This window comes from Desulfuromonadaceae bacterium (assembly GCA_019429445.1).
GTDB lineage: Bacteria > Desulfobacterota > Desulfuromonadia > Desulfuromonadales > JAHYIW01 > JAHYIW01.
In genome coordinates this window covers 1-26,275 of the sequence record JAHYIW010000029.1, presented here as the reverse complement: position 1 = coordinate 26,275, position 26,275 = coordinate 1, and the positions used below count along the sequence as shown (strand labels likewise).

24 protein-coding genes are annotated in these 26,275 nt (G+C 55.1%); 7 read left to right on the top strand and 17 right to left on the bottom strand.

Annotation, left to right across the window (positions count from 1 at the left end; genetic code table 11):
* Positions 1 to 80 precede the first annotated feature (80 nt).
* The 4 genes from pilB to K0A93_11545 all read right to left on the bottom strand — a co-directional run bounded on the left by pilB (position 81) and on the right by K0A93_11545 (position 6,139).
* Positions 81 to 1,781: a type IV-A pilus assembly ATPase PilB gene (gene pilB, locus K0A93_11560; protein ID MBW6512726.1), complete on the bottom strand. Its 1,701-nt coding sequence runs from the start codon at positions 1,779 to 1,781 to the stop codon at positions 81 to 83.
* A 144-nt stretch (positions 1,782 to 1,925) separates the two neighbouring features.
* On the bottom strand, positions 1,926 to 2,882 hold the full coding sequence (locus tag K0A93_11555) for a bifunctional riboflavin kinase/FAD synthetase (GenBank protein ID MBW6512725.1): 957 nt from the start codon (positions 2,880 to 2,882) through the stop codon (positions 1,926 to 1,928).
* Between the two features lie 60 nt (positions 2,883 to 2,942).
* Positions 2,943 to 5,048, bottom strand: a complete 2,106-nt coding sequence (gene rnr / locus K0A93_11550; protein ID MBW6512724.1) for a ribonuclease R — start codon at positions 5,046 to 5,048, stop codon at positions 2,943 to 2,945.
* Positions 5,049 to 5,098: 50 nt separating this feature from the next.
* Entirely contained in the window at positions 5,099 to 6,139 is a 1,041-nt protein-coding gene (locus K0A93_11545) for a ParM/StbA family protein (GenBank protein ID MBW6512723.1), read from the bottom strand.
* A 182-nt stretch (positions 6,140 to 6,321) separates the two neighbouring features.
* Here K0A93_11545 and K0A93_11540 point away from each other — a divergent pair, with 182 nt between their 5' ends.
* Both K0A93_11540 and K0A93_11535 read left to right on the top strand, forming a co-directional pair.
* Positions 6,322 to 6,516, top strand: coding sequence for a ferredoxin (locus K0A93_11540; protein ID MBW6512722.1), 195 nt, complete (start codon positions 6,322 to 6,324; stop codon positions 6,514 to 6,516).
* A gap of 80 nt (positions 6,517 to 6,596) precedes the next feature.
* Positions 6,597 to 7,715, top strand: a complete 1,119-nt coding sequence (locus K0A93_11535) for an MFS transporter (protein ID MBW6512721.1) — start codon at positions 6,597 to 6,599, stop codon at positions 7,713 to 7,715.
* Here K0A93_11535 and hypF read toward each other — a convergent pair.
* Together hypF and K0A93_11525 are read right to left on the bottom strand one after the other, a co-directional pair.
* Positions 7,707 to 9,977: a carbamoyltransferase HypF gene (hypF, locus tag K0A93_11530; protein MBW6512720.1), complete on the bottom strand. Its 2,271-nt coding sequence runs from the start codon at positions 9,975 to 9,977 to the stop codon at positions 7,707 to 7,709. The two genes, K0A93_11535 and hypF, sit on opposite strands and share 9 nt — an antisense overlap.
* A gap of 19 nt (positions 9,978 to 9,996) precedes the next feature.
* Positions 9,997 to 10,938 (bottom strand): class 1 fructose-bisphosphatase, encoded by a 942-nt coding sequence (locus tag K0A93_11525; GenBank protein ID MBW6512719.1) that lies wholly within the window; start codon positions 10,936 to 10,938, stop codon positions 9,997 to 9,999.
* A gap of 187 nt (positions 10,939 to 11,125) precedes the next feature.
* Between K0A93_11525 and K0A93_11520 the strand changes: the two genes are divergently transcribed.
* From K0A93_11520 to traF, 4 genes are all read left to right on the top strand, one after another.
* A complete protein-coding gene (locus K0A93_11520; GenBank protein MBW6512718.1) occupies positions 11,126 to 11,530 on the top strand; it encodes a hypothetical protein in 405 nt (134 codons plus the stop codon).
* 103 nt (positions 11,531 to 11,633) lie between these two features.
* Positions 11,634 to 12,050, top strand: coding sequence for an aminoacyl-tRNA hydrolase (arfB, locus tag K0A93_11515; protein ID MBW6512717.1), 417 nt, complete (start codon positions 11,634 to 11,636; stop codon positions 12,048 to 12,050).
* Between the two features lie 15 nt (positions 12,051 to 12,065).
* Entirely contained in the window at positions 12,066 to 12,938 is an 873-nt protein-coding gene (locus K0A93_11510) for an NAD-dependent deacetylase (protein ID MBW6512716.1), read from the top strand.
* Between the two features lie 80 nt (positions 12,939 to 13,018).
* Positions 13,019 to 14,587 carry a conjugal transfer protein TraF gene (gene traF / locus K0A93_11505; GenBank protein ID MBW6512715.1) on the top strand — a complete coding sequence of 523 codons (1,569 nt, stop codon included), beginning with the start codon at positions 13,019 to 13,021 and terminating at the stop codon, positions 14,585 to 14,587.
* A 223-nt stretch (positions 14,588 to 14,810) separates the two neighbouring features.
* Here traF and K0A93_11500 read toward each other — a convergent pair whose 3' ends face one another.
* On the bottom strand, positions 14,811 to 16,001 hold the full coding sequence (locus tag K0A93_11500; protein ID MBW6512714.1) for a Xaa-Pro peptidase family protein: 1,191 nt from the start codon (positions 15,999 to 16,001) through the stop codon (positions 14,811 to 14,813).
* A gap of 87 nt (positions 16,002 to 16,088) precedes the next feature.
* Complete coding sequence (locus K0A93_11495) at positions 16,089 to 16,808, bottom strand: response regulator (protein MBW6512713.1); 720 nt, start codon at positions 16,806 to 16,808, stop codon at positions 16,089 to 16,091.
* A 138-nt stretch (positions 16,809 to 16,946) separates the two neighbouring features.
* Here K0A93_11495 and K0A93_11490 point away from each other — a divergent pair, with 138 nt between their 5' ends.
* Positions 16,947 to 17,717, top strand: coding sequence for a ZIP family metal transporter (locus K0A93_11490; protein MBW6512712.1), 771 nt, complete (start codon positions 16,947 to 16,949; stop codon positions 17,715 to 17,717).
* 6 nt (positions 17,718 to 17,723) lie between these two features.
* Here K0A93_11490 and K0A93_11485 read toward each other — a convergent pair whose 3' ends face one another.
* From K0A93_11485 to K0A93_11445, 9 genes are all read right to left on the bottom strand, one after another.
* Positions 17,724 to 18,206, bottom strand: coding sequence for a MogA/MoaB family molybdenum cofactor biosynthesis protein (locus tag K0A93_11485; protein MBW6512711.1), 483 nt, complete (start codon positions 18,204 to 18,206; stop codon positions 17,724 to 17,726).
* Positions 18,206 to 18,679 (bottom strand): MOSC domain-containing protein, encoded by a 474-nt coding sequence (locus tag K0A93_11480; GenBank protein ID MBW6512710.1) that lies wholly within the window; start codon positions 18,677 to 18,679, stop codon positions 18,206 to 18,208. The genes K0A93_11485 and K0A93_11480 overlap by 1 nt, the downstream gene beginning before the upstream one ends.
* A 6-nt stretch (positions 18,680 to 18,685) precedes the next feature.
* On the bottom strand, positions 18,686 to 19,687 hold the full coding sequence (locus tag K0A93_11475) for a hypothetical protein (protein MBW6512709.1): 1,002 nt from the start codon (positions 19,685 to 19,687) through the stop codon (positions 18,686 to 18,688).
* A 15-nt stretch (positions 19,688 to 19,702) separates the two neighbouring features.
* The gene (locus K0A93_11470) at positions 19,703 to 20,686 is read right to left on the bottom strand and encodes an SPOR domain-containing protein (GenBank protein MBW6512708.1); all 984 of its coding nucleotides are present in this window, start codon (positions 20,684 to 20,686) and stop codon (positions 19,703 to 19,705) included.
* A 60-nt stretch (positions 20,687 to 20,746) separates the two neighbouring features.
* Positions 20,747 to 22,822 (bottom strand): elongation factor G, encoded by a 2,076-nt coding sequence (gene fusA, locus K0A93_11465; protein MBW6512707.1) that lies wholly within the window; start codon positions 22,820 to 22,822, stop codon positions 20,747 to 20,749.
* 124 nt (positions 22,823 to 22,946) lie between these two features.
* Entirely contained in the window at positions 22,947 to 23,738 is a 792-nt protein-coding gene (locus tag K0A93_11460; protein MBW6512706.1) for a type III pantothenate kinase, read from the bottom strand.
* 213 nt (positions 23,739 to 23,951) lie between these two features.
* The gene (locus tag K0A93_11455) at positions 23,952 to 24,935 is read right to left on the bottom strand and encodes a biotin--[acetyl-CoA-carboxylase] ligase (protein MBW6512705.1); all 984 of its coding nucleotides are present in this window, start codon (positions 24,933 to 24,935) and stop codon (positions 23,952 to 23,954) included.
* An 11-nt stretch (positions 24,936 to 24,946) separates the two neighbouring features.
* Complete coding sequence (nadC, locus tag K0A93_11450; GenBank protein MBW6512704.1) at positions 24,947 to 25,771, bottom strand: carboxylating nicotinate-nucleotide diphosphorylase; 825 nt, start codon at positions 25,769 to 25,771, stop codon at positions 24,947 to 24,949.
* A 107-nt stretch (positions 25,772 to 25,878) separates the two neighbouring features.
* Positions 25,879 to 26,275: peptidase M16 (locus K0A93_11445; protein ID MBW6512703.1), on the bottom strand; the 397-nt coding region annotated here is incomplete at its 5' end.

The following is a 26,275-nucleotide window of genomic DNA, read 5'->3' as shown; positions in this document are numbered from 1 at the left end:
CTTCGCCCCTGAAAAAACACCAAGCCTTGTCGGACAAAATTTTTACTTAGCCATCCTTTGAGTATTTGCGAGGAAATGGCTCAGGTATCAGCAACCGTGCAGCGCCCGACTTCCTCGATCGACAAAACGCCTTCCTGGAGTTTGGTTAGCGCCGACTGGCGCATCGTTTTTACGCCCAGCTTCATTGAGGTTTGTTTGATCTCGGCGGTATTGGCTCCCCCCAGAACCATTTCCTTGATTTCCTCAAACATCGGCATGACCTGATAGATACCGACCCGCCCCTTGCAACCGGTATCGTTGCACACCGGACAACCGGTCCCTTTGTAGGAAACATAGCTGTCGACATCGGCCTCGGGTACACCGGCTTCGATCAATACTTTTTTGGGAATATCTTCCGGTTGTTTGCACTCCTGACACGTCCGTCGGCCGAGCCGTTGTGCGGTGATCAGGTTGACGGCGGATGCGACCAGAAAGGGTTCGATCCCCATATTGAGCAGACGGTTGATGGTACTTGGTGCATCATTGGTGTGCAGGGTCGACAGCACCAGGTGCCCGGTCAAGGCCGCCTTGACCCCGATCTCGGCAGTTTCAAAATCGCGAATCTCACCGATCATAATGATATCCGGATCCTGACGCAAAAATGCCCGCAGTGCCGAGGCGAAGTTGAGCCCGATTTCCTCGTGCATCTGCACCTGATTGATGCCGGCAAAGTTAAACTCGACCGGATCTTCGGCCGTCGATATATTTTCCGAGACCTTGTTCAGCTCCGACAGTGCGGAATAAAGCGAAACGGTCTTTCCTGACCCGGTCGGGCCGGTGACCAGACACATGCCGAACGGTTTGTGGATTTCCTTCTTGAACCACTCCAACGGCTTCGTTTCATACCCCAGTTTGGTCATGTCGAGTTGCAGATTCGACTTATCGAGCAACCGCAGGCAAATCTTTTCACCAAACAAGGTCGGCAGACAGTTGACCCGGTAATCCATATCCCGGTCTTTGCCAAGTTTGATTTTGATCCGCCCGTCCTGCGGCAGGCGACGCTCGGCAATATCCATTTCCGCCATGATCTTGATCCGCGAGGTGATCGCATTTTTCAGCTTCATCGGCGGCTTCATCACCTCGTAGAGCATCCCGTCGATCCGGTAACGCACCCGAAACGACTTTTCATACGGCTCGATATGAATATCCGAGGCGCCGCGTTTAATCGCATCGGTCAGAATCAGATTACATAATTTAACAACCGGGGCATCTTCGGTCGCTTGCGCCAAAGAACCGACATCAACCTCTTCATCGCCCTCGATGACCTCCATGTCGATGTCTTCGAGATCGTCCATGACGCTGGCCAACGACGCACTCTGATCGTAATACTTGTCAATTGCGTCCTTGATTGACGCTTCCGGTGCGACCACCACTTCAACGTTGTAACCGGTCATGAACTTGATGTCGTCGATCGCAAAAATATTCGACGGGTCGCTCATGGCGATGATCAGGGTTGAACCGGCACGGTTGATCGGAATAATCTGGTATTTTTGGGAGACGTCGGCGGGAACGGCAGAGATAACTGCGGGGTCGATCTCGAATTCACTCAGATTGATCGACGGGACACCGTACTGGCGTGACAGAAACGCCGCCAGCTCTTCTTCCTTGATATAACCGAGTTTAATCAGGCTGGCACCGAGACGACCACCGTTCAGCTTCTGCTCTTCCAAACCTTTTGAAAGCTGTTTTTCGTCGATCAGACCGTTGCGAACCAGCAGTTCGCCAAGTCGGTTGGAGGCCATACCGTCACATCTCCTGAAATTCTAGAACATTCAATATCATCAGTCCGGCGTTAATAGTATAAAATCGCATTGAACCTGTCAAGGAATAGACAGGCCCGGGGGAACACTGCTGCCGACCAAAACCCTTTTGTCGCTAGCATCGTGTCACCCCAGATATTCATGATATTCAATAATTCGCGCACCCTGTAACAGCTCTTTTGCCCGCGCGACATCCATGGCAATTGCCTGGGTCAATGCATCCGCATCGGCAAAACGCTTTTCATCCCGCAGTCGTTCGATAAAATAAACACGCAGCGCTTTTCCATAGAGATCGGCATCCAGATCAAAGAGATGCGCCTCAATGGTGTAACGACCGGCGTCAAAAGTCGGCGTACTGCCGATGTTGACGACGCCATCGTGAATCGACCCGTCAAGACAGACCTTGACCGCATAAACACCGTCGGCCGGGATCAACTCTTTCTCCGTGGTCAGGTTCGCGGTCGGAAAACCGAGTTGTTTGCCGCGCCCGACACCGGCGACGACCGTTCCCTCCAGATTATAATGACGGCCAAGGTAGGCAACAACCTCCGCCATCTGCCCGGCACCGACCATCCGCCGAATGCGGGTCGAACTGTAAACTTCATCGTCAATACAGACCGGTTTGGCCACTTCGACTCCAAAGCGATACTGCTCACCAAGCCGCGCTAACAGTTCAATGTCGCCGCGGCGTCCGGCCCCGAAGGCGTAATCAAAACCGACGATGATGTGGCGCACACCGACCTGTTCAACCAGCACCCGGGAAACAAACTCCTCAGCGGTCAATGAACTTAATGTTGCGTTAAAAGGAAGATTGAGCAAGACATCAACCCGCGACGCGGCGATCAGGCGTTCTTTCTCGTCGCGGGTATTGATCAAACGTGGCGCACGTTGCGGGGCGATGATTTTAAGCGGATGCGGATCAAAGGTCAGCACCACGGCATCACCGTCATACTCGGCGGCGCGGGTCACGACCCGTCGAAAGAGTTCGCGATGTCCAAGGTGCACGCCGTCGAAATTACCGATCGTCATGACCGGATTGCGTAGCGCACCGGTCACATTCTCCAAAGCTCGAATGATCCGCATCATCTCACCATGGTAGCGTGGTGACAAAAGAGGTCCAGGCAGCGTTGACAACAACCCTCTTCAATCGACCACCAGTGAAAAATCGATCTGGCGGCGATCAATATCAACCTGCGTAACCGTTACCCGGCAGGGATCCCCCAGGGCGAAGATGCGCCGACGGCGGGTGCCGACGAGGCGTTGTCGCTCCGCCTCGTAGAGGTAATAGTCGTCATCCAGATCAGCAATTTTTATTAGACCGTCGATCAGAAACATTTCCAGCTCGACAAAAAACCCGAAAGGCTGAACGCTGGAAATCACCCCCGCAAACTGATTCCCGGTGTGTTCAGCCAAAAATTGACATTTCTTCAACCTCAGCATGTCGCGCTCTGCCTCCATCGCCCGTCGCTCACACAGTGAGGTTTCTTCCCCCAGCCGTGCCAGCTCTTTTCCTGCTGCATAGCGACACGTTGCGCCGCGCAGTGCGGCGCGCAACTGACGATGGATAAAGAGGTCAGGATAGCGTCTGATCGGAGAGGTAAAATGGCAGTAATGTGATAATGCCAGCCCGAAATGGCCCAGCGGTTCTGGAGAGTAGCGGGCCTGGCGCATGGCTCGCAACAGCGCCCGATGCAAAATATGTGCTTCAGGCTGACCTGCTGCCGAGGCCAGCAGCTGTTGCAATTCAAGCGGAGTAACGTCACCGGCAGCGACAGCGAGTCCGTAATTGAGATAGGCAGAAAACTCCCGAAACTGGTCAAGGGCGGCAATGGTGGGCGGTTCATGCACCCGATAAAGCACTGCAAACTGGTGATCCACCAGAAATTTTGCCGCCGCCTCATTGGCAACCAGCATAAATTCTTCGATCAAGCCATGGGCAATCGTCCGCTCACTGCGTATAATCTGTTCGGGGCGACCGCGCAGATCGAGAATAATTTCAGCTTCGGGCAGATCAAAATCGATACTGCCACGGCGCCGCCGCAATCTTTCCAGTCGGCCTGCCAGCTCCGCCATTAGCGTGAGTTGCGGACGCAATTGAGCCACCGCCTCACGCACAACGGCGGCGGACAAACAGGCAAAAACGTCGGTATAAGTCAGGCGCGCCTGGCTGCGAATCACCGCTTCATCAAAACGTGCGGCAAGGGTTTCACCGCTCGCTGACAGCAAAATTTCGGCGACCAGCGCCAGACGGTCAACCCCCGGTTGCAGTGAGCAGATGCCGTTGCTCAATGCCTCCGGCAACATTGGCAGGCAGGCTGCGGGAAAATAGGCACTGGTTCCTCGGCGGCGTGCTTCAAGATCGATCACTCCCCCCGCGTCGACATAATGAGCGACATCGGCGATGGCAACCAATAATCGCCAGTTGCCGTCAGCTTCACGGGTCGCCAGTACCGCATCATCGAAGTCTTTGGCGGACTCTCCGTCAATCGTCACCAACGGAAGATGCCTGAGATCGCGCCGCCCCGCCAGCTCTTCTTCCTTCACCACAGAGGCAATCTGTGCGGCGGCCATAATGACCTCAGCCGGAAACTCGGTCGGCAGCTCAAAACGGCGGGCGATGCGGATCATTTCGATGGCGGGATCTGCCGGATCACCCAGCACCTCGATAATCTTTCCACGCAGTGCAACGGTCCCGGCACGGGGAGGGAGAATTTCTGCGACAACCACCAGACCATCACGGGCCGCCTCGCGCTGGTCCGCTGCAATCATCACCGGCTGAGACATGCGCGGATCATCCGGGATCACATGACTGGTGCCGGATCGTTCGTAATAACGCCCGACAAGCTGCGCACGTTTTCTGGAGAGGACCGCGTCAACCCGGCCACGCAACCGCCCGGACCTGCCCGGTGCGCCGAGCACCACGCTCACCTGGTCACCATCGATAGCACCATGCAGGTCGCGGCCACTGACGTAGATATCGTCTCGCCCCGGTGTGGCGACAAAGCCAAAGCCATCGGGATGCACACTCAACTCCCCCGCAACGCACTTACCGCGACGGGGCACCGCGTAACGCCGGTTCCCGAGCAGAACCAGTTGTCCGGAGGCGAGCAACTGGTCGAGTGCAGTACGAAGATAACTCCGTTCCCGGCTTGAAATCCGCAACATCCGCTGAATGTCTTTTAAGGAATGAGAGCGTCGGGCACTGACCGGAAAAAGACGCATGATATCAGCTGAAGTAATTTTCTTCATCGCATCAGTCCCCGACACCCCTGCATGGTGAGCTGCATCCGGGCAAGGATTCAAGAGGCAGCAAGGGCACCAAGACCACGCGCCCAAAGATGTTTGCCGAACTTCCAGTAACCCGCCACATTGTTCAGTCGTGAATCCTCAAGCATGACGTCAGACTGGAGGAGCTGTCCGTGAATCAACGGCTGGAGATATTTGGCCAGCACCGCGCCACCACCACCGGTAATCACAATCGCGTCGATGTCCCAATCATCTGCCCACAGTCGATCAACCTCGCTGGCCACGGTATTGGCCAGTTGTTTGAAGACCTGATCGACCAAATTGGTCAGTTCGTACTGCTGCCCGCGAATCTTGATTGAACCGGTTTCGACTGCGTTGTAAAGGCGGTAAAGTTCGACATTAACCCCGCTTTTTTCGCGAATCTTCCCGGCAATCACATTAAAGGCACGGGAGATCCCGGAGTCGGTCGTCCGGCTGCCCCGCTCGGAATAACGCATCTTGTCCGCAACGGTGTAGTCCGAAGTACGAAATCCGACATCGATCACGCCAATTTTTTCATGCACCAGCCGCTTGTCCCCCAACTCACCAAGATCGTTGAGCATCAGATTAAACATCGAACCGAACGGCTGGGGAATAACGCGCACCTTGTTGATATTGATCGTCTTTTCCTGCCGCTGTCCATTTTCATCGATCAAGGCGATGGCGTGGTTACCCTGCAAAATTTTGGCGAGATCGTTTTTGTGCCGTCGGTAATGGCCAATCGGCAAGCCGGTGACCAGATTCACCGGGATGTGGCTCCCGGCCAGGCGGGCAGCCGCCGCCAATGCCAAGGTTTTGGCAAACTGGGTCACAAACTGGTCCTGATCAAGGGTAAAGAAGCGCACATCACTCTGGCGCTCCGCCAGCTCACCGACAAAAAAAGACGCCCCGTCAACTTCGATCTGGAGATGTTCCTGCGCGGCACTGCCGGCAAGGATCTGTTCCTGAAATTGCAGTTCTTTCGCCTCGCCGAAAACCGACTTGTAAATCAGCGTATCACGGCCATTGGTTGCCTTGGTAAAACCAAAACCAATATCGATCCCGAGAATATCCACAGTGCCTCCCGTATCCAGCATAAACAGAAAAAATGGCTGTAAAATCAGAATATTAAACGTAAACACTATATGTCAATCAGCGCAGACAGACAAGCGAAATTCTGCACATAAGCGCCGGATTGTGCATTGACAAAGAAGTCAATTCACCTGATAGTGCAACAAAATTAGAGAAGGAGCACTCCATGGCACGGATTCCCGTTGTTGAACAAGATGATTGCATCGGCTGTGAGGTCTGCACGCAGATCTGCCCCGAGGTCTTTTCGATGAATCATGCTATCGAAAAATCGACTGTCCACAATCCCCAGGGAGCGTCAGCTGAAAAAATTGAGCAGGCCATGGACAGTTGTCCGGCGGCCTGTATCTACTGGCAGGAGTGAAGGCGACACCAACACACTCTCCGGATCACCTTTTGGCCGTCTGCAACATCAGGAAGCTCTACGGCTTTTCCTTCCTCAAGATGTTCCTGCTGCCAATGGCGATTATCACCCTCTACTGGCAGGATCGGGTTGGTCTCAGCCTGACTGACATCATGGTTCTGCAAGGGGTCTTTTCCCTCGCCACCCTGCTCTTCGAATACCCCTCTGGCTACATCAGTGATCGCATCGGTTACCGCCGTGCCCTGCTGATCGCGTCCGGCATTGGTGTCTGCGGCTGGGCGGTCTACACTATCGCCGATACCTTTGCCCTGGTGATGGTCGCGGAGATTCTGCTCGGCGCGGCTTTCGCCTTTATCAGTGGTTCTGATACGGCGCTGCTCTTTGAGTCGTTGCGCTGGACCGGGCGGGAAGAGGGCTATGCACGGCACGACGGGCGCATGGCCGGTTGGGCCCAGACCGGCGAGGCCTGCGGGGCACTCTTTGCCGGAGCGGTTTACGCCCTCTCCCCGACCCTCCCCTTTCTGCTTCAAGTCGGCATCTGGACGCTGGCGTTCGCGGTGGCCCTGACCTTATGGGAGCCACCGGTCAAAAGCGAGCACCAGCACCCCAACCATCTGCGCGCGGCCGGTGAAGTTATTCGCTACGCCCTGCATGACAACCGGGCTTTGCGCGCTTCCCTGTTGCTCACCACCCTCTTCGGGCTGGCCTCCTTCTATCCGGTCTGGCTGATTCAACCGTATCTGCGCGAAGCAGGGACCCCGCTCATCTGGTTCGGTCCGATCTGGGCCGGAGCAAACCTCACCGTGGCGCTCTTTTCATTTCTCAGTCAACGGGTTCATTTTTCATTGGGGGATAGCAAACTGGCACTTCTCTGCGGGGGATTAAGCGTGGCAGGTTATCTCATCCTCGGCTTTTACGGCGGAATATTCTGTTTTCTCGGCTATTATCTGTTGACCGCCATGCGCGGCCTGCAAGGTCCGTTTTTGCGGCATCATCTGCAACGCCACAGCAGCCGTCATAACCGGGCCAGCATCTTGTCTCTCAAGTCGCTGATTTTCCGTCTCGGCTTTGTTGCCACCGGCCCGCTGGTCGGCGTTGGCGCGGATCGCTACGGCATCGCGACGGCGTTTCTGCTCATCGGCGGCTGCCTGACCCCGATCCTGCTGCTCCAGTTGCGCGATTTCCGCCGGCTACGCTGAAGCGCCGCGCGCCGCGCCGGCGATCACCGCCTGTCCGAGCGCCACCCCGCCGTCATTCGGTGGCACCAGCGCATGGGTCAACACCTCAAAACCGGCCGCTTCGAGCAAGACAACAGTGCGCTCGGTCAGGTAGCGGTTTTGAAAAACGCCGCCGGACAACGCCACACCCTTAACCCCTTGCGCCGCGCGAACCCGCACACAGGCGGCAACGAACAACTCAGCCAGCCCATTATGAAAACGCGCACTGATCGTCCCCGCCGGGGTGCTGGCCAGGACGTCGCTGACCACGGCGCGGATCACCGGCAATGAATCAAAAATCATCCCGGATTCCGTGGTGATGATGGCAAAGCTGTAGCTTTCGTTTTCAGCACCATTGATCGCCTGCTCCAGCTCCAGTGCCGCCTGCCCCTCGTAGCTGACAATCTGGCGCAGACCAATCAGCCCCGCCACGGCATCGAACAAGCGCCCGCAGCTGGAGGTGAGCGGAGCGTTGATTCCTTGTGCCAGCATCTGCAGCAGAAGCTTCAACTCTCCGCCGGAAAATGCGCTGCCCAGCAGCGGTAAATCGGGCAGGTCGTCACCGTAGGCAGCAACCAGCGCACTCAGCGCCATGCGTCGCGGTTCTCTGCTCGCGGCATCGCCGCCAGGCATCGCCAGCGGGCGCAGAGAGCCGAGGCGGCGGAAATCGCGGCAATCGCCGAGCAACAGTTCCCCCCCCCAGAGCGTAGCGTCGGAGCCGTAGCCGAGGCCATCACAAATAATGCCAATGGTCGGCGCAGTGACCCCGTTTTCTGCCATACAACTGACCAGATGAGCGTGATGATGCTGCACCGCGATCCGCTCTACACCATCAAGTTGTTCAGCAAAGCGCGTAGTGTAGTAATCAGGATGGAGATCGTGGGCAACGATGGCCGGTTCGACCGCGAGCAGGGTTTTGAATGCGGCAATCGCCTGTTCAAAGCCATCACAGGCGGTCTCGTTGGCCAGATCACCAATATGCTGACTGAGGTACGCTGCGTCGCCGCGCGTCAGGCAAATCGTATTTTTTAATTCCGCCCCCAGCGCCAGAACGGAGGGTTGTCGCTGCGCCAACACCACGCTGCGCGGCACATACCCGCGCGAACGACGCAACAGCAGCGCGCGCCCCGCCATGGTGCGGACGATGGAATCATCGACACGCGTATGAATGTCACGATTGTGACTCAGAAAAAAATCGGCGACCGATCCCAGTCGCGCCCGCGCTTCAGCGTCACGGTAGGCCATCGGCTCATCGCTGAGATTGGCACTGGTCATCACCAACGCTTTAAACCCGGCGGTGAACAGCAAATGGTGCAGCGGGGTATAGGGGAGCATCAAACCAAAGGTGTTATTACGCGGCGCCAGCAGCGACGACAAACCATGGTCCGCACGTTGCGCCAGCAAGACGATCGGCCGTTCAACCCCGCCAAGAAGCTTCTCTTCAGCCGCGTCGAGGCGGGCAATGGCGTGTGCCGCGGACAGGTCGGCAACCATCAGCGCCAGCGGTTTTTCGTCGCGCGTTTTGCGCCGCCGCAGTTCCGCCACCGCCACATCATTCGTCGCATCAACCGCCAGATGGTAGCCGCCCAGCCCCTTGATCGCGACAATCTTTCCCGCCCTGAGCAGTTCGATCGTTGTGGTTAACGGCTCGGCAAGTTCCCCCCCTGCGGCACTGTGCAAACGTAATTGTGGACCACAAACGGGGCAGGCATTCGGTTGCGCATGAAAGCGCCGTGAAGCGGGATCCTCGTATTCAGAGCGACACGCGGGGCACAACGGAAAATCGCGCATCGTCGTCAATGCCCGATCGTAGGGAACGCCGGTGACAATGGAAAAACGCGGTCCACAATTGGTGCAGTTGATGAAGGGATAATAGTAACGGCGGTCGGCAGGATCGAACAGTTCGTGCAGACAATCGGCACAGACAAAGGTGTCCGGGGATATTTCCGCCGTACGCGCAGCGGCATCTTCACTGGCACGAATTGTAAAGCTGGTCGCGCCGGTCGCTGCTTGTTCGATCACCTCACAACGATCGATGCGCGCCAGGGGGGGCAATTCGTCAACCAGGGCAACGGCGAACGCTTCGAGCTGCGCCGCCCTCCCCTCAACCTCGATCGTCACCCCGCGACTGTCGTTCAACACCCAGCCGGTCAATGCGTGAGCAGACGCAATACGGTAGACAAAGGGACGAAAACCGACCCCCTGTACTGTACCGCAAATAATAAACTGCTTGCGTATAATCATCGTTGCGGGGGAGGAAGCGTCACCCCTGCTCGGCAATACAGCGCTCCGCCAAAGCCACTTCATCCTTGCTGCCGATAAAAACCGGAGCGCGCATGTCGATGTTGTCCGGCACCATATCAAGAATCCGCGATTTTCCGTTTGAAGCCGCGCCACCGGCCTGCTCCATCAGAAACGCCATTGGATTCAGTTCAAACAGGACGCGCAATTTTCCCTCGGGGGTGTCGTTTAAATGAGGATAGAAGAAAATGCCCTTCCCCTTCATCAACACCTGATTGATATCGGGAACGAAGCCGCCACTGTAGCGCAATTTGGAGCCACGGGCCTCAAGTTGCTCGACAAAGCTCTGCACCCCCGCCGTATACTTGTTGCGCTGGCCGCCGGGCGAATAGATACTGCCGCTCGCACCGACCTGAATATTTTCGCGTGTCAGGGTGTATTCCATCAATTGATTCATATTGAATTCATGCACCCCGTCACCGGTACTCAACACCAGCGTCGTGCGCGGTCCATAGAGGATATACATCGCCGCCGCCTGATTGCATCCCGGCTGCAACAAATCGCACCCGGCATAGATCGAAATGATTGTGCCGACCGCCAGGTTGACATCAACCAGCGAAGAGCCGTCAAGGGGGTCATAGGCCACCGAGAACTTCCCTTCGCAATCGGGAGACAACGGAACAATCTCCGGTTGTTCCTCAGACACAATATTGGCAACCACCCCGGAATGCGCCAGCCGCTTGCGCAAAATACGGTCGGACAGAACATCCAGCGCCAACTGCTCCTCACCATAAAGGTTCGAGGTACCGGCCACGCCGAGATCACCGGTACGGATTGAATTAACGATATATTTTGAAGCGTCAGCGATCTCGCAAATGACCCGGGTCAAATTCCGGTCGACATCGCGTTCACGTAAAAAATGCCTCAAATTAATTTGAAATCTGGTTTTTCCTGCTTCGGCCATTGACCCGCTCCTTGAAAAGTGAAATGAAGAATAAACGTGTAAACGGAGGCAGTTTAAAACAAAACACGGTACGGGGCAAGCAAGAAGCAGCACCGGCCAGCGCTCGATGCACTACTTTTCAGTGCTTGACGACACGCCTGATCCTGCTATGATGTAGGCTCATTGTTGTCTAAAATGGAGGAAATAAATGAACGATTTCAAGGATTACAAAGAAGAGTGGAAAGAGTCGACGGAAAAGTTATGGGAAGCGACGCGCAATACATTCAAATCAGCGACGCATCGTGCCGGTCAGTACAAAGACATCGTGCAAAAAAAGATCGACATGGCCTCGATTCATAAAAAAATCACTGCCGCTCATACCGACCTGGGAAAGTTCATTGACGACGCCCGCACCGCGGACAAGAAAAACATTCTCAAGGACGAAATGGTCAACGCAATTTTTCAGCGCATCGACGACCTGAAGCAGGATGCCGCCAGGCTCGAAGAAGAAATTCAAACGCTGCGCGAAACGGAACCGGTGCAGGAACCGTCGACCAATAAGCCGACGCCCACCAATTCCGCAGCGGAAGAGCCGCAAGATCAGGAGAAGTAGATTCACTGCTGAATCGTCGCGTTGTTGACATTTTCCGGGCCGTGCCACTGCGCGGCCCTTTTTCTCTTCATCAACGGAGCGCTACTGTTGCCGAAGGCGTGCGATGCTTGAAATTACCCCGGACATTACCCTCCCCGAGAGTGAGATTACCTTCAAAGCGGTACGTGCTCAAGGTGCGGGGGGACAGAACGTCAACAAGGTTTCCAGCGCGGTGGTGCTTTTTTTCGACATTAACGCATCATCTTTGCCCGCCGTCATCAAGGCCCGCCTGTTGGCGTTGAGCGACCAGCGCATCACCAGTAGCGGGACGATCATCATCAAGGCCCAACCCAGCCGCAGTCAGGAAATGAACAAGGAAGACGCGCTTGACCGCCTGCGTGCCCTGATTCGCGACGTAACCGTGGAACCAAAAAAACGGCGCCCGACCAGACCGACCAACGCCTCAAAAGCACGTAAAACAGACGCAAAAGTTAAAAAAGGGCACATCAAGGCGTTACGCGGGAAAGTTCGCGAAGATTAGGCCGGGAGGATTTCGATGCAAACTGATCTGCACGATCGTTACGCAAGAATCGCAACCGCACTCGCTGAAGCATCCACACTCATTGTTACCGCCGGGGCCGGCATGGGGGTCGATTCCGGGTTGCCTGATTTTCGGGGCAGTCACGGCTTCTGGAACGCCTACCCCATCTATGAACAGCTCGGCATCAACTTTATCGGCGCCGCCAATCCAGAGCATTTCGACCGCGATCCGGCCTTCGGCTGGGGCTTCTACGGTCATCGCACCAATCTTTATCGCGCGACTGAGCCCCATCACGGCTTTGCGCTGCTGAAAGACTGGAGCCAACGTTTCAACCTTGACACCTTTGTTGTCACCTCCAATGTGGACGGACAATTTCAGAAAGCAGGCTTTACCGAGGACACCATCCTCGAAGTCCATGGCTCGATCCACCACCTGCAATGTACCACTCCCTGCTCATCGAATATCTGGCCGCACAATGAAGAGATTCCGATCAATAGCGAAACAATGCGTGCCGGGCACATCCCCGCCTGCCGTTACTGCAAAAAAACGGCCCGTCCAAATGTTTTGATGTTTGGCGATTATGCGTGGATTTCAGACCGAACCGCCCGCCAGGAGGAACGTTTCGACTCTTTTTTGCAACGCAACCACAACCGCCCAACGGTCGTCGTCGAGCTCGGCGCGGGGACGGCTATTCCGACCATTCGCTTCCTCAGTGAACGTCTCGGGGAACACCCCGATGTTCTGGTCGTTCGCATCAACCCGCGTGAATCCTCGGTCGCACCACCGCATATCAGCTTACCGGTCGGAGCGTTGGCGGGGCTGGAAAATATCCATGCTTTTCTTGACGGACGTATTTCTCCCCAAAAATCGCTTGAAAAGACCTCATGATCTCGGTTATATTTCGCTCATGTTATTACTTTTCGGATGTCGTTCACCCCACAACGTTTTCATTTGAAGGAGGAGGCTTTATGGTTTTCAGCAAACGTTTCACGCTCCAGATGCTTGTCATCGTCATTGTCCTGTGCGCCGCCCCGGCGCTGGCACTCGACACGTTTATGGTTGGTCCCCGCGCCATGGGAATGGGCGGAGCCAACGTCGCCTCGGTCGACAATAATACCGCGCAATATTACAATCCCGCCGCCTTTGGTTTCTTCGGCAAAATGGATGCTAACGGCAAAAAGTTTGCCAGCGACAACAACAACCTCGGTCGTAAAGACTGGGGGCTGGCGCTCAGCGCGGCAGGGGGCTATCGGCTAACCAACGAATTTGGCACCTATCTGGATGAATTGGCGGATATCGACTATCAAGGACTGAGTGACAACGGTGTACAAAATGCCAGTGACCTCGCCGATCTGATTAACCTGGTCAGTAGTATTTCAGGTCTGGACGATGAAGGGAACGCTGTGATTACCAGCGTTAACGGCGGCCTTAACTTGCGCATTGGCTCATTCGGTATCGGCGTTCACAGTTTTGTCCAGGCCGCGGGGCAGGTTCTGAATGTCGACACTGTAAATCTTGGCTTTGCTTCGACGCTTGGCTATAATTCTTCCATTCTGAGTACGAAGATCATCACTGCCGAGCCAGGAGATGGTCAGCAGCTCGTCATTACGTCCGCCATGGGAGCACAGTTGATCTCAGCGGGCTACAATTCAGCAGCGATCCAGTCGCTCGACTATGTCGCGCGCCAGGAAGGAATCGACCTGGCGACGTTGACTGAAGCGGTCAACCTGCTGTCCAACATCGCTAATTTTGCCGATGGGAATACAGTCACTGACCCCGAAACCGGGCTTCCGGTTACTGGCGGAAGCCTTGCAAACAACACCACCACCGTTCAATTGAACGGTTTCGGCCACGTCGAAGTGCCCATCACCTACGGTTTCACCTTCGGTGAAAACTTCGCCGCCGGGGTGAATTTCAAATTGATGAGAGGCCGTGTTTACGGTACCCAGGTGCTCGTCTTTGATGAAGATTCCGGTGGCGTCATGGACGATGCTGAAGATGATTACAAGGAAACCACCTCTTTCGGTGTCGATCTTGGGCTGATGGCCCGTTTTCCAATGCTCAACATTGGTCTGGTCGGACGTAACCTCAATAAACCGGAATTTGACGGCTTCACCAAAACCACACTGCTGTCTAACGGTCAGACGGTTACCGCGACCTATGACGACGTTACCCTTGATCCCCAGGTTACCGCCGGGATTGCTTTTATGCCGTTTGAAACCCTGACCCTCGAAGTTGATTACGACCTGACCAAGAACGACACCATTTTGACGCGTCCTGGCTACACCTACCAGACCCAGAACCTGTCGGTCGGGCTGGAGTGGGACGCCTTCCGTTTCCTTGCTCTGCGCGTCGGGGCGTATCAAAACCTGGCCGAAAGTGACGCCGAGCTGAATTTCACGGGGGGGCTTGGTCTCAACCTCTGGGCGGTGCGCCTCGATATTGGCGGTGTTTACTCCACCGAAGAGGTTGAATACGACGGCGACAAGGCTCCCAAGGAGTTGCAAGTTGCCGGGATGCTCAGCATTGACTTTTAATGATTTGTTTGCGGTTTAAAAAAAGCCCCCTCAATCGAGGGGGCTTTTTTGTTTGTTTCATCTCTGATGCACTCGCAAAAACTTATGGGATGGCTAAGCAAAAATTTCGTCCTACAAGGCCTGGTGGTTTTTCAGGGGCGAAGGCCTACATCAGGTAGGTCGAGATCCTGAAAAACCGGCGTAACGCAGTAGGGCGGACTTTTTGCGACGCCATCATCTCTGCTTAAAGAATCACCAGTTGTTCGTCGGAATAGGTCAGATGACGCAGGCCATCATCTTCCACCCAGAAGGTATTCTCGATCCCGACTGCGCCCAGACCGGGGAAAACGGCCTTCGGTTCAAACGCAAACGTCATCTTGCGTTCCAACGCCTGGTCCTTGAATCCTCGGGCGATAAAGGGGTATTCATCAATCTCCACCCCGATGCCGTGACCGATAAACGATACCTGCGCCCCGGCAGAGCCCATGAAATAGTCTTTGTAGCCAAGTTCACACGCCAGGGCGTAACATTCATCATAAATTTCTCCCCAGATGGCGCCGGTTCTGGCAATCGCCTTCAATCGATTCTGGATCTGGTACATATCCTCATAGGCCCGCAACAATTGATCCGGCAAACCGCCAATACAGAAGATGCGCGTCTGATCAACCAGATAACCGTCGAAAGCCCCGGCAAAATCGATGGTGATCGGTTCATTGGCGCAAATCTTCTTGTAACTGCACCCCTGACCGAAAGAGGGATTGAGTCCGAGCCCGCCGAGCGGGGTGTCGATATAGGCGGGGACGGCACTGTCAGCGCCGGAGAAGATGTGACCGTAGAACAGTTCGGAATTAAACCCGCGCATGCGGGTGATCCCCTGGTGCCCTTGCCGACGCGCCGTACATTCGAGTTCGGCGGCCAGCTCCAGATCGGTCATGCCGACGCGAATCACTTCCCTGGCCCGCTGACAGACGCGATCGACCTGCAAGGCCGCGTCCTTCATGATGTTGATTTCGTAATCCGATTTGACCGCACGTACCCGGCGGATCAACGGCGTGGCGTCAGTATAGACACAACCGGGCAATGCGGCCTGCAGTCGCTGATAAAGAGCCACCGGCAACACATCGAGCTCCAACCCGGCAGTCTGCGGGAGGGGCAGGCCGAAATCGCCGAGAATCCCTGGCAGATCGCGCGGGCTTTTCAGCGGCACGACGTGCTCCAGACCACACTCCATCCGCGCCCGGGCGGCATCTTTGCGCACCATGTAAAGCGGTGCGCCGCTGGCCGGGACATACAAAATCCCCTGCTGAACCGTGCCGGTAAAATAAAACAGATCGGCATTCTGCAGCATCAGCACCGCGTCAACCTCAGCACCGTTCATGAATCCCTGGAGTTTCTCAATTCGCGTGGCCAATTCCGTCGCCGGAGTGATCCGCATTACAACCTCCTGATCTTTATTCATTGATTTGCAGCCATGGACGCGTCAGCCGCGCAAAAATTCAGCAACAAACCACATCCGACCAACCTATTTTGCAAGGGGGCGCAACGTCCCCAGATACGCCTTGATTGCCGACTGGTCCTCAGCTGACAAACCAACGAACTCCAGCCCCATCCCGACAGGATAGTGTGATTGTTTACGCTCACTGGATGAATTCACCCAGACAACGCGCGCGCTGCAATCGATCGGGGCAGCCAGCGTTGCCAGTAAAAAACTTAATCTGATTTCCGCGCCAACCGGTTCGATATGGGCGACTTCGATGAACATCCCCTGCTCGCTGATATTGAGCGAATAACCACGCATCAACGGGGTTCGGGACGAAGAGAATTGAACCGGCAGATGCCCCGAATAACGCGATGATTGCCGCAGTGGGACATGAAGAAACTTGCCGACAGAACCCAGAAAGCGGTTGCGATCAACCGGCTTGAACAATATTTCGTCACATTTTGCCTGAAGACAAAGCTCAATATCCCGGTCATTGCCGTCTTGAGTGACCATCACCACCGGGATAAACTTTAATGCGACATGCTCTTTGATACGGCGGCAGCACTCGTCACCATTCATCTTCGGCATGAAAAGATCCATAAAGATGATGTCGGGACGTTCACGCTCCGCTACGACCAAGGCCTCCTGACCGTCGTTCGCGGTGAAAACATCAAAATCATCCTTCCGAAAAAATGACTTTTCGAGTTCGATAAACAATTGCACGTCATCGACCAAAAGTACCCGTTTTTTTCCCTCCAACATAATAACGCTCCCCGCTTAGAGCCTATCCAACGATTGAAATCTGTCCGCGAACATGCCATAATCCCGACCGGCTGAAAAACAGCCGACAATCACAAAAACCTGTCAACATGATCAACCTGACCAGTGAGCATCACCGCCATGACTACAGCGTGGGAACACATCCTCTTTTTCAGCATCCTGGCGGCCCTGGCCTTTCTTGTCGGCACCGCCCTGGTCTGGACCAAAGAAGCGTGGTGTCGCCGTAACACTCCAGCATTGCTGGCCTTTTCTGCCGGGGTTATGCTGGCGGTCAGTTTCACCCATATTCTCCCCGAAGCAACGGCGCTGACCACATCAGCCAACTACATCTTTCTGCTGACGTTCGTCGCCTTTTACGCTCTGGAACAACTGCTGGTACTGCACCCTGACCGTGAAGGGCTGTTGCACTCCGACATCGACAAACCGAACAGCCATGACGCTCATTGCGCCAATCCCCACCCGCTGGGCGGTATTGCACTGGTCGGCATGAGTCTGCATTCCCTGCTTGACGGCCTGATCATCGGTGTCGGCTTCGAAATCGACCTGGAAATCGGGATCCTCTCCACCCTTGCGATCATCATCCATAAACTTCCCGCCGGGGTCTCGATTGCTTCCATTCTCCTGCATTACGGCTATCGCAAAGCAAAGGCTCTGACCTTTACCGCAATCGTCGCCTTCTCCACTCCGCTGGGAGCGATCTGTGCCTACCTGTTCCTGAAACACCTGCCGCTCACGGTTCTTGGTATGTTTATGTCGGTGGCCGCCGGTTCATTCATCTACATTGCCGCATCAGATCTGATTCCGGAATCTCACCGGGAGCGAGGAGCCAAGGGAGTGGTCGCCCTGCTGGGGGGGATTCTTGTAGCGTTGGCGGCAGGGGTGTCTCCCTGAGCTCTGTCAACGGGCACAATCTGACTCGGCCCCCTGAAGTTTTTCAATCGCGTGCTTCAAGACCGGCAATACAACGTTGAGGTTTTCACTGACCCCCTTGGGACTCCCTGGCAGGTTGATAATCAGGGTACTGCCGCGAACCCCCGCCAGGGCTCGTGAAATCATTGCGTAGGGGGTTATCTTCAGGCTCGCATGGCGCATGGCCTCAGCCATCCCCACAACCTCGTAATCGAGCAACGGAGCGGTCGCCTGCGGAGTCACATCGCGCGGCGTCAGCCCCGTCCCTCCGGTGGTAACGATCAAATCAAGATGTTCCTCATCACACCACTGCCGCAACTTCGCGGTAATTGCCTCCTCATCGTCCGGCAGCAATTCATAGTGGCTCACAACCCCCACCGGAGCGAGAAGCTCACGTGCAATCCGCCCGCTTTCATCAACCCGCTCACCACGTGAACCTTGGTCAGACAAGGTCAGCACGCCAATGTGAATCATGCCGAGCGATCCTCGCTTACCGGGGCAGCAATCCGCGCAACCCGATCTCCCGCACGAATTGCACCGCCGACCACAACCCGCGCAAAAATTCCTTCACGTGGCATGACGCAGTCACCGGCCTGATCATAGATTGCGCAACGCTGGTGACATTCCTTGCCAATCTGGGTCACCTCGACAACCGCCTTGTCACCCAGCGCCAATCGTGTACCGATCGGCAGCACCGGCAGCTCAATACCACTGGTAGTGATATTTTCAGCAAAATCTCCGGCATGGACATCCAGCCCGGCAGCACACATCTTGTCGATACTTTCCTGTGCCAGCAGACTGATCTGGCGATGACCGGGACCGGCGTGGCCATCGTTGGCCAGTCCGTGTTCAACGATCAACTCGCCCACCGGTATAGACTTTTTTCTTTCCCCTTTGGCCGCACTGCGACAAACGGCGACGATCCTGCCTGAAACGTTTTCCATGAAATCTCACATTTTCCTGGCGATATCCGCGACTTTTTTCCGTGCCGCGTTGACCAGTGCTTGAGAAACACCTTTACTCTTCGCCAACTGCTTCAAATCTTTAAGCGTCAATACGTCCATATATTTGAGTGCTTTAGGCAACGGAGTACGCGGGTGAACAACCAATGCTTTTTTAATTTCCGGGTTTTTGACCCAATCTTTCCCCATGGTGATCAAGCGAATGAGCTCTTCATTTGACGTTTTCAGGCGAGCGACGGCCAACACCTCACTATCAGTGATCCGGGGATTTTTAATCGCAGCAGAGCAGACCAATTTATTTGAGTCTTTGAGAAAAATCGCCCGCCACTCCTTGTCACCGGTCAGTGCCATCTTGATCTTCTCGGCAATCTTCATGGTCAGGGCCTGCTGATATTTGGAAAGTTTTTCATCCTCAGTCGGCTCCCCCTCACTCGCAGTGACGGGGGTCGGCTCAGCATCGTTGTCATCATTTGCGTCAATTTTGGGGATCTCTGATTCTGAATAATGTTTACGCTGAGCATCGTCAAGCGACGGATTTTCAAGCACCTTTTCGATCAGCTCGGGGTAAGTAAAAAACAATTCGTGTTTTTCAAGCAGCGCAACAATCTCCTGCGGAGCCTGTAAACAGACCGCTTCAAGCAGGGTGGGGGGTAATTGCGTGTGGGTGAGGAGTGCGTCAAGGATCGCCACCGAGCGCCAGCGAAAACGGGCCAAAAGGAGCAGCAGCCGGGGATGCAGAGCTGGCTCGGCAACAATCGCAGCGAGCATCTCGTCTTCGGGTAAGTGGCGCAGAGTTTTCCCTGCCTCCACCTTAACCTCGGGATCATTCCCCTGCCAAAGAAGGAGCAAGGCAAGGAGCAGATCGCGGCCATGCAAGTCGAGTTCTGCCCGGGCGGCCTGCAAGCGCACCTGCCGTGAGACACTCCCGGCGACCACACGAGCCACCACCTGCGGCACCTTGATTCCGACTGAAGAAGAGCTTTGTATCACCCGTTCACCGCTTGCTTACCGATGACTGCCAAGTCCACTGACCTGCGCATCAAGCCCTTTCTTGCGGGCTTTGGCCGCAGCCTGATCAGCTTCTTTTTTCTCGACAAACTGGCCAAAGCTCACCTGCTTCAACGTTTTTACAATCGAGACCTCTTCCTCTTCTAGCAGGATCCCCCGCGTGTAGAGATGATCGGCGAAGCGTCGTCCGGTATCGATATTGAAGAAGCTGCCGACATAAACGTGATATTCTGCCCCGACCTGGAGATAAAATGAGTCTGGCGCGACAGATTTAAGCTGCTTGACCCGCGCAACCGCAGCCGCCTTGTCCGGATAAACGTCAGCCCGCAGACGTGTCATGTTGACCGCCTGGCGGACGTCGGTAACAACCGGGTCAAAACCAAGTTTGCGGATGACATTACGCGCTTTTTTCACCGAGTCGGGGATCAGGAAGGTGCCGACCTGCACGGTATAATTCCCCAACTTCTGCTTCTTGACAGCGGGTTTGTCAGCAGACTTGACCGGCAGCACCGTGGTGACCGGCTGTGGTTTGACTGAAGGCACTGCTGTTGTTGCGGCAACCGTTTTTTTAACCATCGGTTGCGACGCAACAGCGGCCACCGGTTGCGCTGGGACCTGCTCTTCAACAACTTTTTTTGTCTCCTTTGTCGGCACCGGTTTGACGACAGCCACCGGCTTTTGCGTTGACTCAGGAGGTTTGGGTATCGCCTGCTTTTGGACTGACGAAGTTTCCGGTTTGGCAATCGCCTGCCGTTTGACCTGCTGCGTCACCGGAGCCTGTTGCGCAGGTTCTGGCATCCCCGGAATAATTCCAAGGTAAAAACTGGCACCGACGCCGAGGACAACCAGCAGGAGCAACAATACCAGCAATCGTGTCTGAGACCCTTTGCCGCCAGCGCCCCTGGACGCTTTTGTCTGCTGCGGTTTTTCTTCTGGCGTCTTCCCAGCAGCAGACCTTTTCTTGAAACTCGGAAATTTCATGGCCAACCTCTGTAAAAGGAGAGGCCGAACCGTCAACACGGTCCGGCTCTCAGCTCATCGTTATTCCTGATTTAATTCGGCAATTAACTTCGCGGTCAGATGCGAAGGGACTTCCTCGTAGTGTGAAAACTCCATACTGAAAAGTCCACGGTCAGAAGTCATGGAACGCAGCTCCGGCGCATATTTAAGCACTTCTGCCATCGGTACCTGAACGCCAACGACCTGATTGCTCCCCTGCGGATCGACGCCGAGAACCTTGCCTCGCCGGGAATTCATGTCCCCGATAACATCCCCGACACACTCATCGGGAACGGTAATCTCCATTTGCATGATCGGCTCCAGAAGTACCGGAACGGCACTCTCCGAGGCCCGTTTAAAAGCCATTGAACCGGCGATTTTGAAGGCCATCTCGGAGGAATCGACCGAGTGGTGCTGACCATCGTAGAGGGTTACGCGAACATCCTGAACCGGATAACCGGCCAGCATCCCCTTGCGCAACGTTTCCTGAACCCCCTTATCGACGGCCGGAATATATTGCCGCGGCACAACTCCGCCGACAACCTTATCAACAAATTCGTAACCACTCCCCCGCGGTAGCGGTTCAACCCGGATATGGACATCCGCAAACTGGCCACGACCGCCTGACTGCTTTTTATGTCGATAGTGTTGATCGACCGACTTTTTCAACGTTTCCCGGTAAGGGACCTTCGGTTCCTTGAGAATGACATCGACACCAAACTTACGTTTCAATTTCTCAATCGCGACTTCGACATGCACCTGCCCCATCCCCGAGAGGATCATTTCTTTTGTTTCTTCGTCGCGTTGCACCTGCAAGGTCGGGTCTTCCTCCATCAACCGCTGGAGTGAACTCATGATTTTCTCTTCGTCCCCTTTACTTCTGGCTTCCAGAGCAAAGGAAATCACCGGCTTGAGTGCCATCGGACTGGCAAAAACGATCGGTTTTCCTCCGTCACACAAGGTATCCCCCGTGGCTGTTTCCTTGAGCTTGGCAACCGCCACGATATCCCCCGCAAACGCTTCGCTGACCGGTTTTTGCTTCTTCCCCTCCATCAGGAAAAGCTGGGAAATCCGCTCCGTGCATTCCCGGTTGGGATTATAAACTACGGAATCTGACTTCAACGTCCCCGAGTAGATCCTGAAAAGGGTCAGTTTCCCCGTATAGGGATCACTAATTGTCTTGAACACCATCGCCGAAAAAGGTTCGTTCGCATCGGGCTCACGCTGCACCTCCTCCTGCGTTTTGGGATTGATCCCGATCTGCGTGCCCTTGTCAAGCGGTGAAGGCAAACAACAAACGATATAATTGAGCAATTGACGGATACCAATATTCGCCGTAGCGCTGCCGCACACCACTGGAGTAAATACCTGGGTCAGCGTTCCTTCACGCAATCCGTGCAGAATTTCATCGGTGGAAAGCGTTTCTTCCTCAAGATATTTCTCCATCAGCGCATCATCTGACTCCGCTGCGGCTTCAACCAGAATGGTCCGTAGCCGCTCAGCTTCATCACGATATTCCGCAGGGATTTCCGTTTCTTCGTAAGTCCCCTTTTCGTCGAATTGAAAAATGCGGGCCTGCATCGAAATCAGGTCAATAATCCCCTGAAAATCGCTTTCCTGTCCAATCGGCATATTTATTGCCACTGCCCGGGTGCTGAGCGTTTTTTCTATATCATCAACGGTTTTCAGATAATCGGAGCGTTCGCGATCGAGCTTGTTAATAAAAACCATCCGCGGGACTTCAAACTCCTCCGCCCATTTCCAGAGGGTTGAAGTCTGGGCCTTGACGCCGTCAACCGCCGAGACAACCAAAACCGCGCCCCCCAGGATGCGCAGACAATTTCGGGTATCATGGAGAAAGTTCGTATAACCGGGGGTATCAACGATATGCAGATCATGATCCTTCCAGTGACAGTGATGCAGGCTCGAACTGATCGTGATCCGCCGCTTCACCTCTTCCGGTTCAAAATCCATCGTCGAAGTCCCGTCATCGACATGCCCCAGGCGGTCAGTCATGCCGGTATTGAACAGAATTGCCTCGGTCAACGAGGTTTTCCCCGCGTCACCTTGCCCGACAATACCAAGATTCCTGATATTAGACGTCTCGATCTTTGCCATGCTCGCTCCTTTCATTGCATCCCGCAAGGGACATTCAATAGAGAAAATGAGATGGATCCGCTCCTTGCTTCACATTACAACTGAACGCTGGTCTTCTTCCGGTCATGAACCGTCAAGTATTCTATCATTCGCCGTTCAGGGTGTCAAAACGCTGTTTGTTCCTCTGATAAATAATTCGCAACCCGTCCAGCGTCAGATCCGCATCAGTCACGCTGATCGTTCGTGATGCGGCGACAATCACTGCGGCCAGACCGCCGGTCGCCACCGTCAACGGCTCATCAGGTAACTCCCGCTGCATGCGTTCAACGATGCCGTCCACCAGACCGACATAGCCGTAAAAAATCCCCGACTGCATGCTATGTTCAGTATTTTTACCGATCACCTGCGGCGGACTCTTGAATTCAACCGGTGGTAACTGGCGGGTTCGAGAAAAAAGGGCCTCGGCTGAAATACCGAGACCGGGAGCAATGGCCCCCCCCTCAAAGCAACCGTCCGCAGAGATACAGTCGAACGTCGTCGCGGTGCCGAGATCGACGATGATCAGGGAGCGACGATATTTTTCATAGGCGGCAACAGCATTCACCAGCCGATCGGCGCCGACCTGACCCGGGTCATCATAATGGATTGGCATGCCGGTCTCAATGCCGGGGCCAACCACACAAGGGGAACAGTTGAGATAACGACGACAGAGCGTTTCCAGCGTTTTCACCAGCGGGGGAACAACACTGGAAATAACCACCCCGTTCAAAGCAGAAAAGTGCAGAGCCGATAGTTGGAAAAGTTGGTGACAAAGGGCCGCATATTCGTCAACCGTACGCGAAACATCGCTCGTCACCCGCCAGCGGTGAAGCAGCTCATCATCACGATAGACACCGAGGACGGTATGGGTGTTCCCAACATCAATAACCAGCAGCACGCTTGTTCTCCCCGCGAATGATTCGTTCAATGTTGATGCACTCGCAAAAAAGAATGAGATGGCTAAGCAAAAATTTCGTCATACAAGGCTTGGTGATTTTTCAGGGACGAAGGCCTCCATCAGGTAGGTCGAGGTCCTGAAAAATCAGCGTAACGCCGTAGGGCGGATTTTTTGCGACGCCATCAATGTTGTTTCGAAAGACCTTCCAGATCACTACAAGCGCCGGACATCACCGGCAAGGATGCGTTCCCGTGGACTTGCTGCCGTCCGCAGCAGCAACGCCCCGTCACTGTCCAGGCCAGTGACGGTACCACGCCGCAAGATACCACGACAATCAACTTCAACCTCACTCCCGACCAGATCACAGCCCTCCTCCCAGGCGCGCAATACCGGCTCAAATCCGTCCTGCAGGTAGTGCTGATACCAGTGATCAAGCCTTTGCAGCAATCGACGGGCGAAAGTCAGTCGCAAAACCGGGGTCCCGGTCTCCAGCAATACAGATGTTGCCGGATAACGTAAATCGGCAGGGAACTGGTCTGCGGTCATGTTGAGATTCACCCCGATACCGAGGATGACAAAGTTGACCCGCTCGGTCTCGGCATCCAGTTCGTTGAGCAGTCCGGCGACTTTTCGGCCCAGGAGCAGAATGTCGTTCGGCCATTTCATGGTCGGCAAAAGCGCCCCGCAGGCGGCAATCGCTTCACGCGTGGCAACCGCCGACAAAAAAGTCAGCTGACTTGCCTCAACCGCCGGGATCGGCGGGCGCAGCACAATCGAACCATAAAAATTCACCCCGGCCGGCGAAACCCATCCTCGCCCAAGGCGACCGCGACCGGCAGTCTGACGATCAGCAATCACCACCGTGCCGTCAGCACACCCCTCTTCCGCCAGTCGCCGCGCCTGTACATTGGTCGAATCGATCTCCTCAAAACAAACCAGTTGCCGCCCGATACGGGTGTTGCCGAGATCCGCCGCCAGTTCATCGGCGGCTAATAAATCCGGCGTTTCCAGGAGCTGATACCCCTTCGAGCTCACCGCCTCAATCTGGTAGCCGCGCTGACGCAAGCGATCAACCTGCTTCCAGATCGCCGCGCGCGTCACCCCCAGTTCACGGCTTAACAGTGCCCCCGAAACAAACCCCGCAGGCTGTTCACGAAAAAGTTTGAGAATCTTGCCGGAAAGATCGCCGCGCGCCATCGTTGGCTGATTCAATCAAAAAGCAGGGAAATATCGACGGCTCGACAGGAGTGCGTCAAGGCTCCTACCGAAATAAAATTGACGCCGGTCTCGGCGATATCACGCACCGTCTCAAGATTGACGCCCCCCGAAGCTTCCGTCAAGGCGCGTCCGGCAACCAGCTCCACCGCCTGTCGCAACGTCGCCAGATCCATATTGTCGAGCAGAATAATATCTGCTCCACCATCAAGGGCCTGTCGAACTTCATCCAGATCTCGTGTTTCAATCTCAATCTTGAGTGTGTGCGGAGCATAATCTTTCGCCCGCTGCAATGCCGCTTCGATGCTTCCCGCAGCGGCGATATGATTTTCCTTGATCAGAATGCCGTCGTAAAGGGCCGTCCGATGATTGCGCCCGCCCCCCATCCGTACCGCGTATTTTTCAAGGACGCGCAATCCCGGGGTCGTCTTTCGCGTATCGACAATCGCCGCTTTGGTCCCGGCCACCGCGTCAACGAAGCGGCGCGTCAGCGTTGCAGCTCCGCACATTCGCTGCAACAGGTTCAGAGCAACGCGCTCCCCCTGCAAAATTGATGCGGCATCCCCCCTGATCCAGGCCAGAACATCCCCCCGGCGCACTTGATGGCCATCGCGGGTCAATGGCTCATAGTCGATAGCGCTATTTAATGCCTTGAAAACCTTCCCCGCAACATCGATTCCGGCAAGAGTAAAATCGTCCTTCGCCACCAGTTCAGCGCGCGTTTGTGTCGTGGGGGGAATCGTCGCGATTGTGGTCAGGTCACCACCACCGATATCCTCGTGCAAAGCATTACGAATAATCTGGTCAACTAGTGTCATTTTTGCCTCTGAATATGAAAATCATGAGTAATTTTTATAGCATAGAGGGAACATTCGTCGCAACACAAAAGCCGTGCGGAAACAAAGTCAACACCTGCGTCCGGTCGTCAGACAGGTCTGATTTCGAGCTTTTCAGCCAAGGTCGTATTTGCCGTTTGCAACAGTTCCTCGCTGGCAACCACTGCCACCGCGCTGTGCTCCCGCCCGGCAACCAGATAGTGTTCAGCCACGGCAACGAGATGCTCGTGATCGACGTCAAGAATGGCGGCGCGCATCTGCTGGCGCAGTTCACACGTCAGCCCCTGACACTGATTGGCAAACTCCCGCGCCCCCCGTCCGCCCGGCGAGAGCGGGCGATCAAGATCAGCAAATACAGCGATGATCGCCTCTTTGATAGCGGCGTCATCAAAATCACCGCGCGCCGCCCAGCGGGCCGCAGCATCGTAAACATCAAGGGTACGCTGCACATGCGGATCACGATAGGAAAGGAGTGAAAAGGTCCCC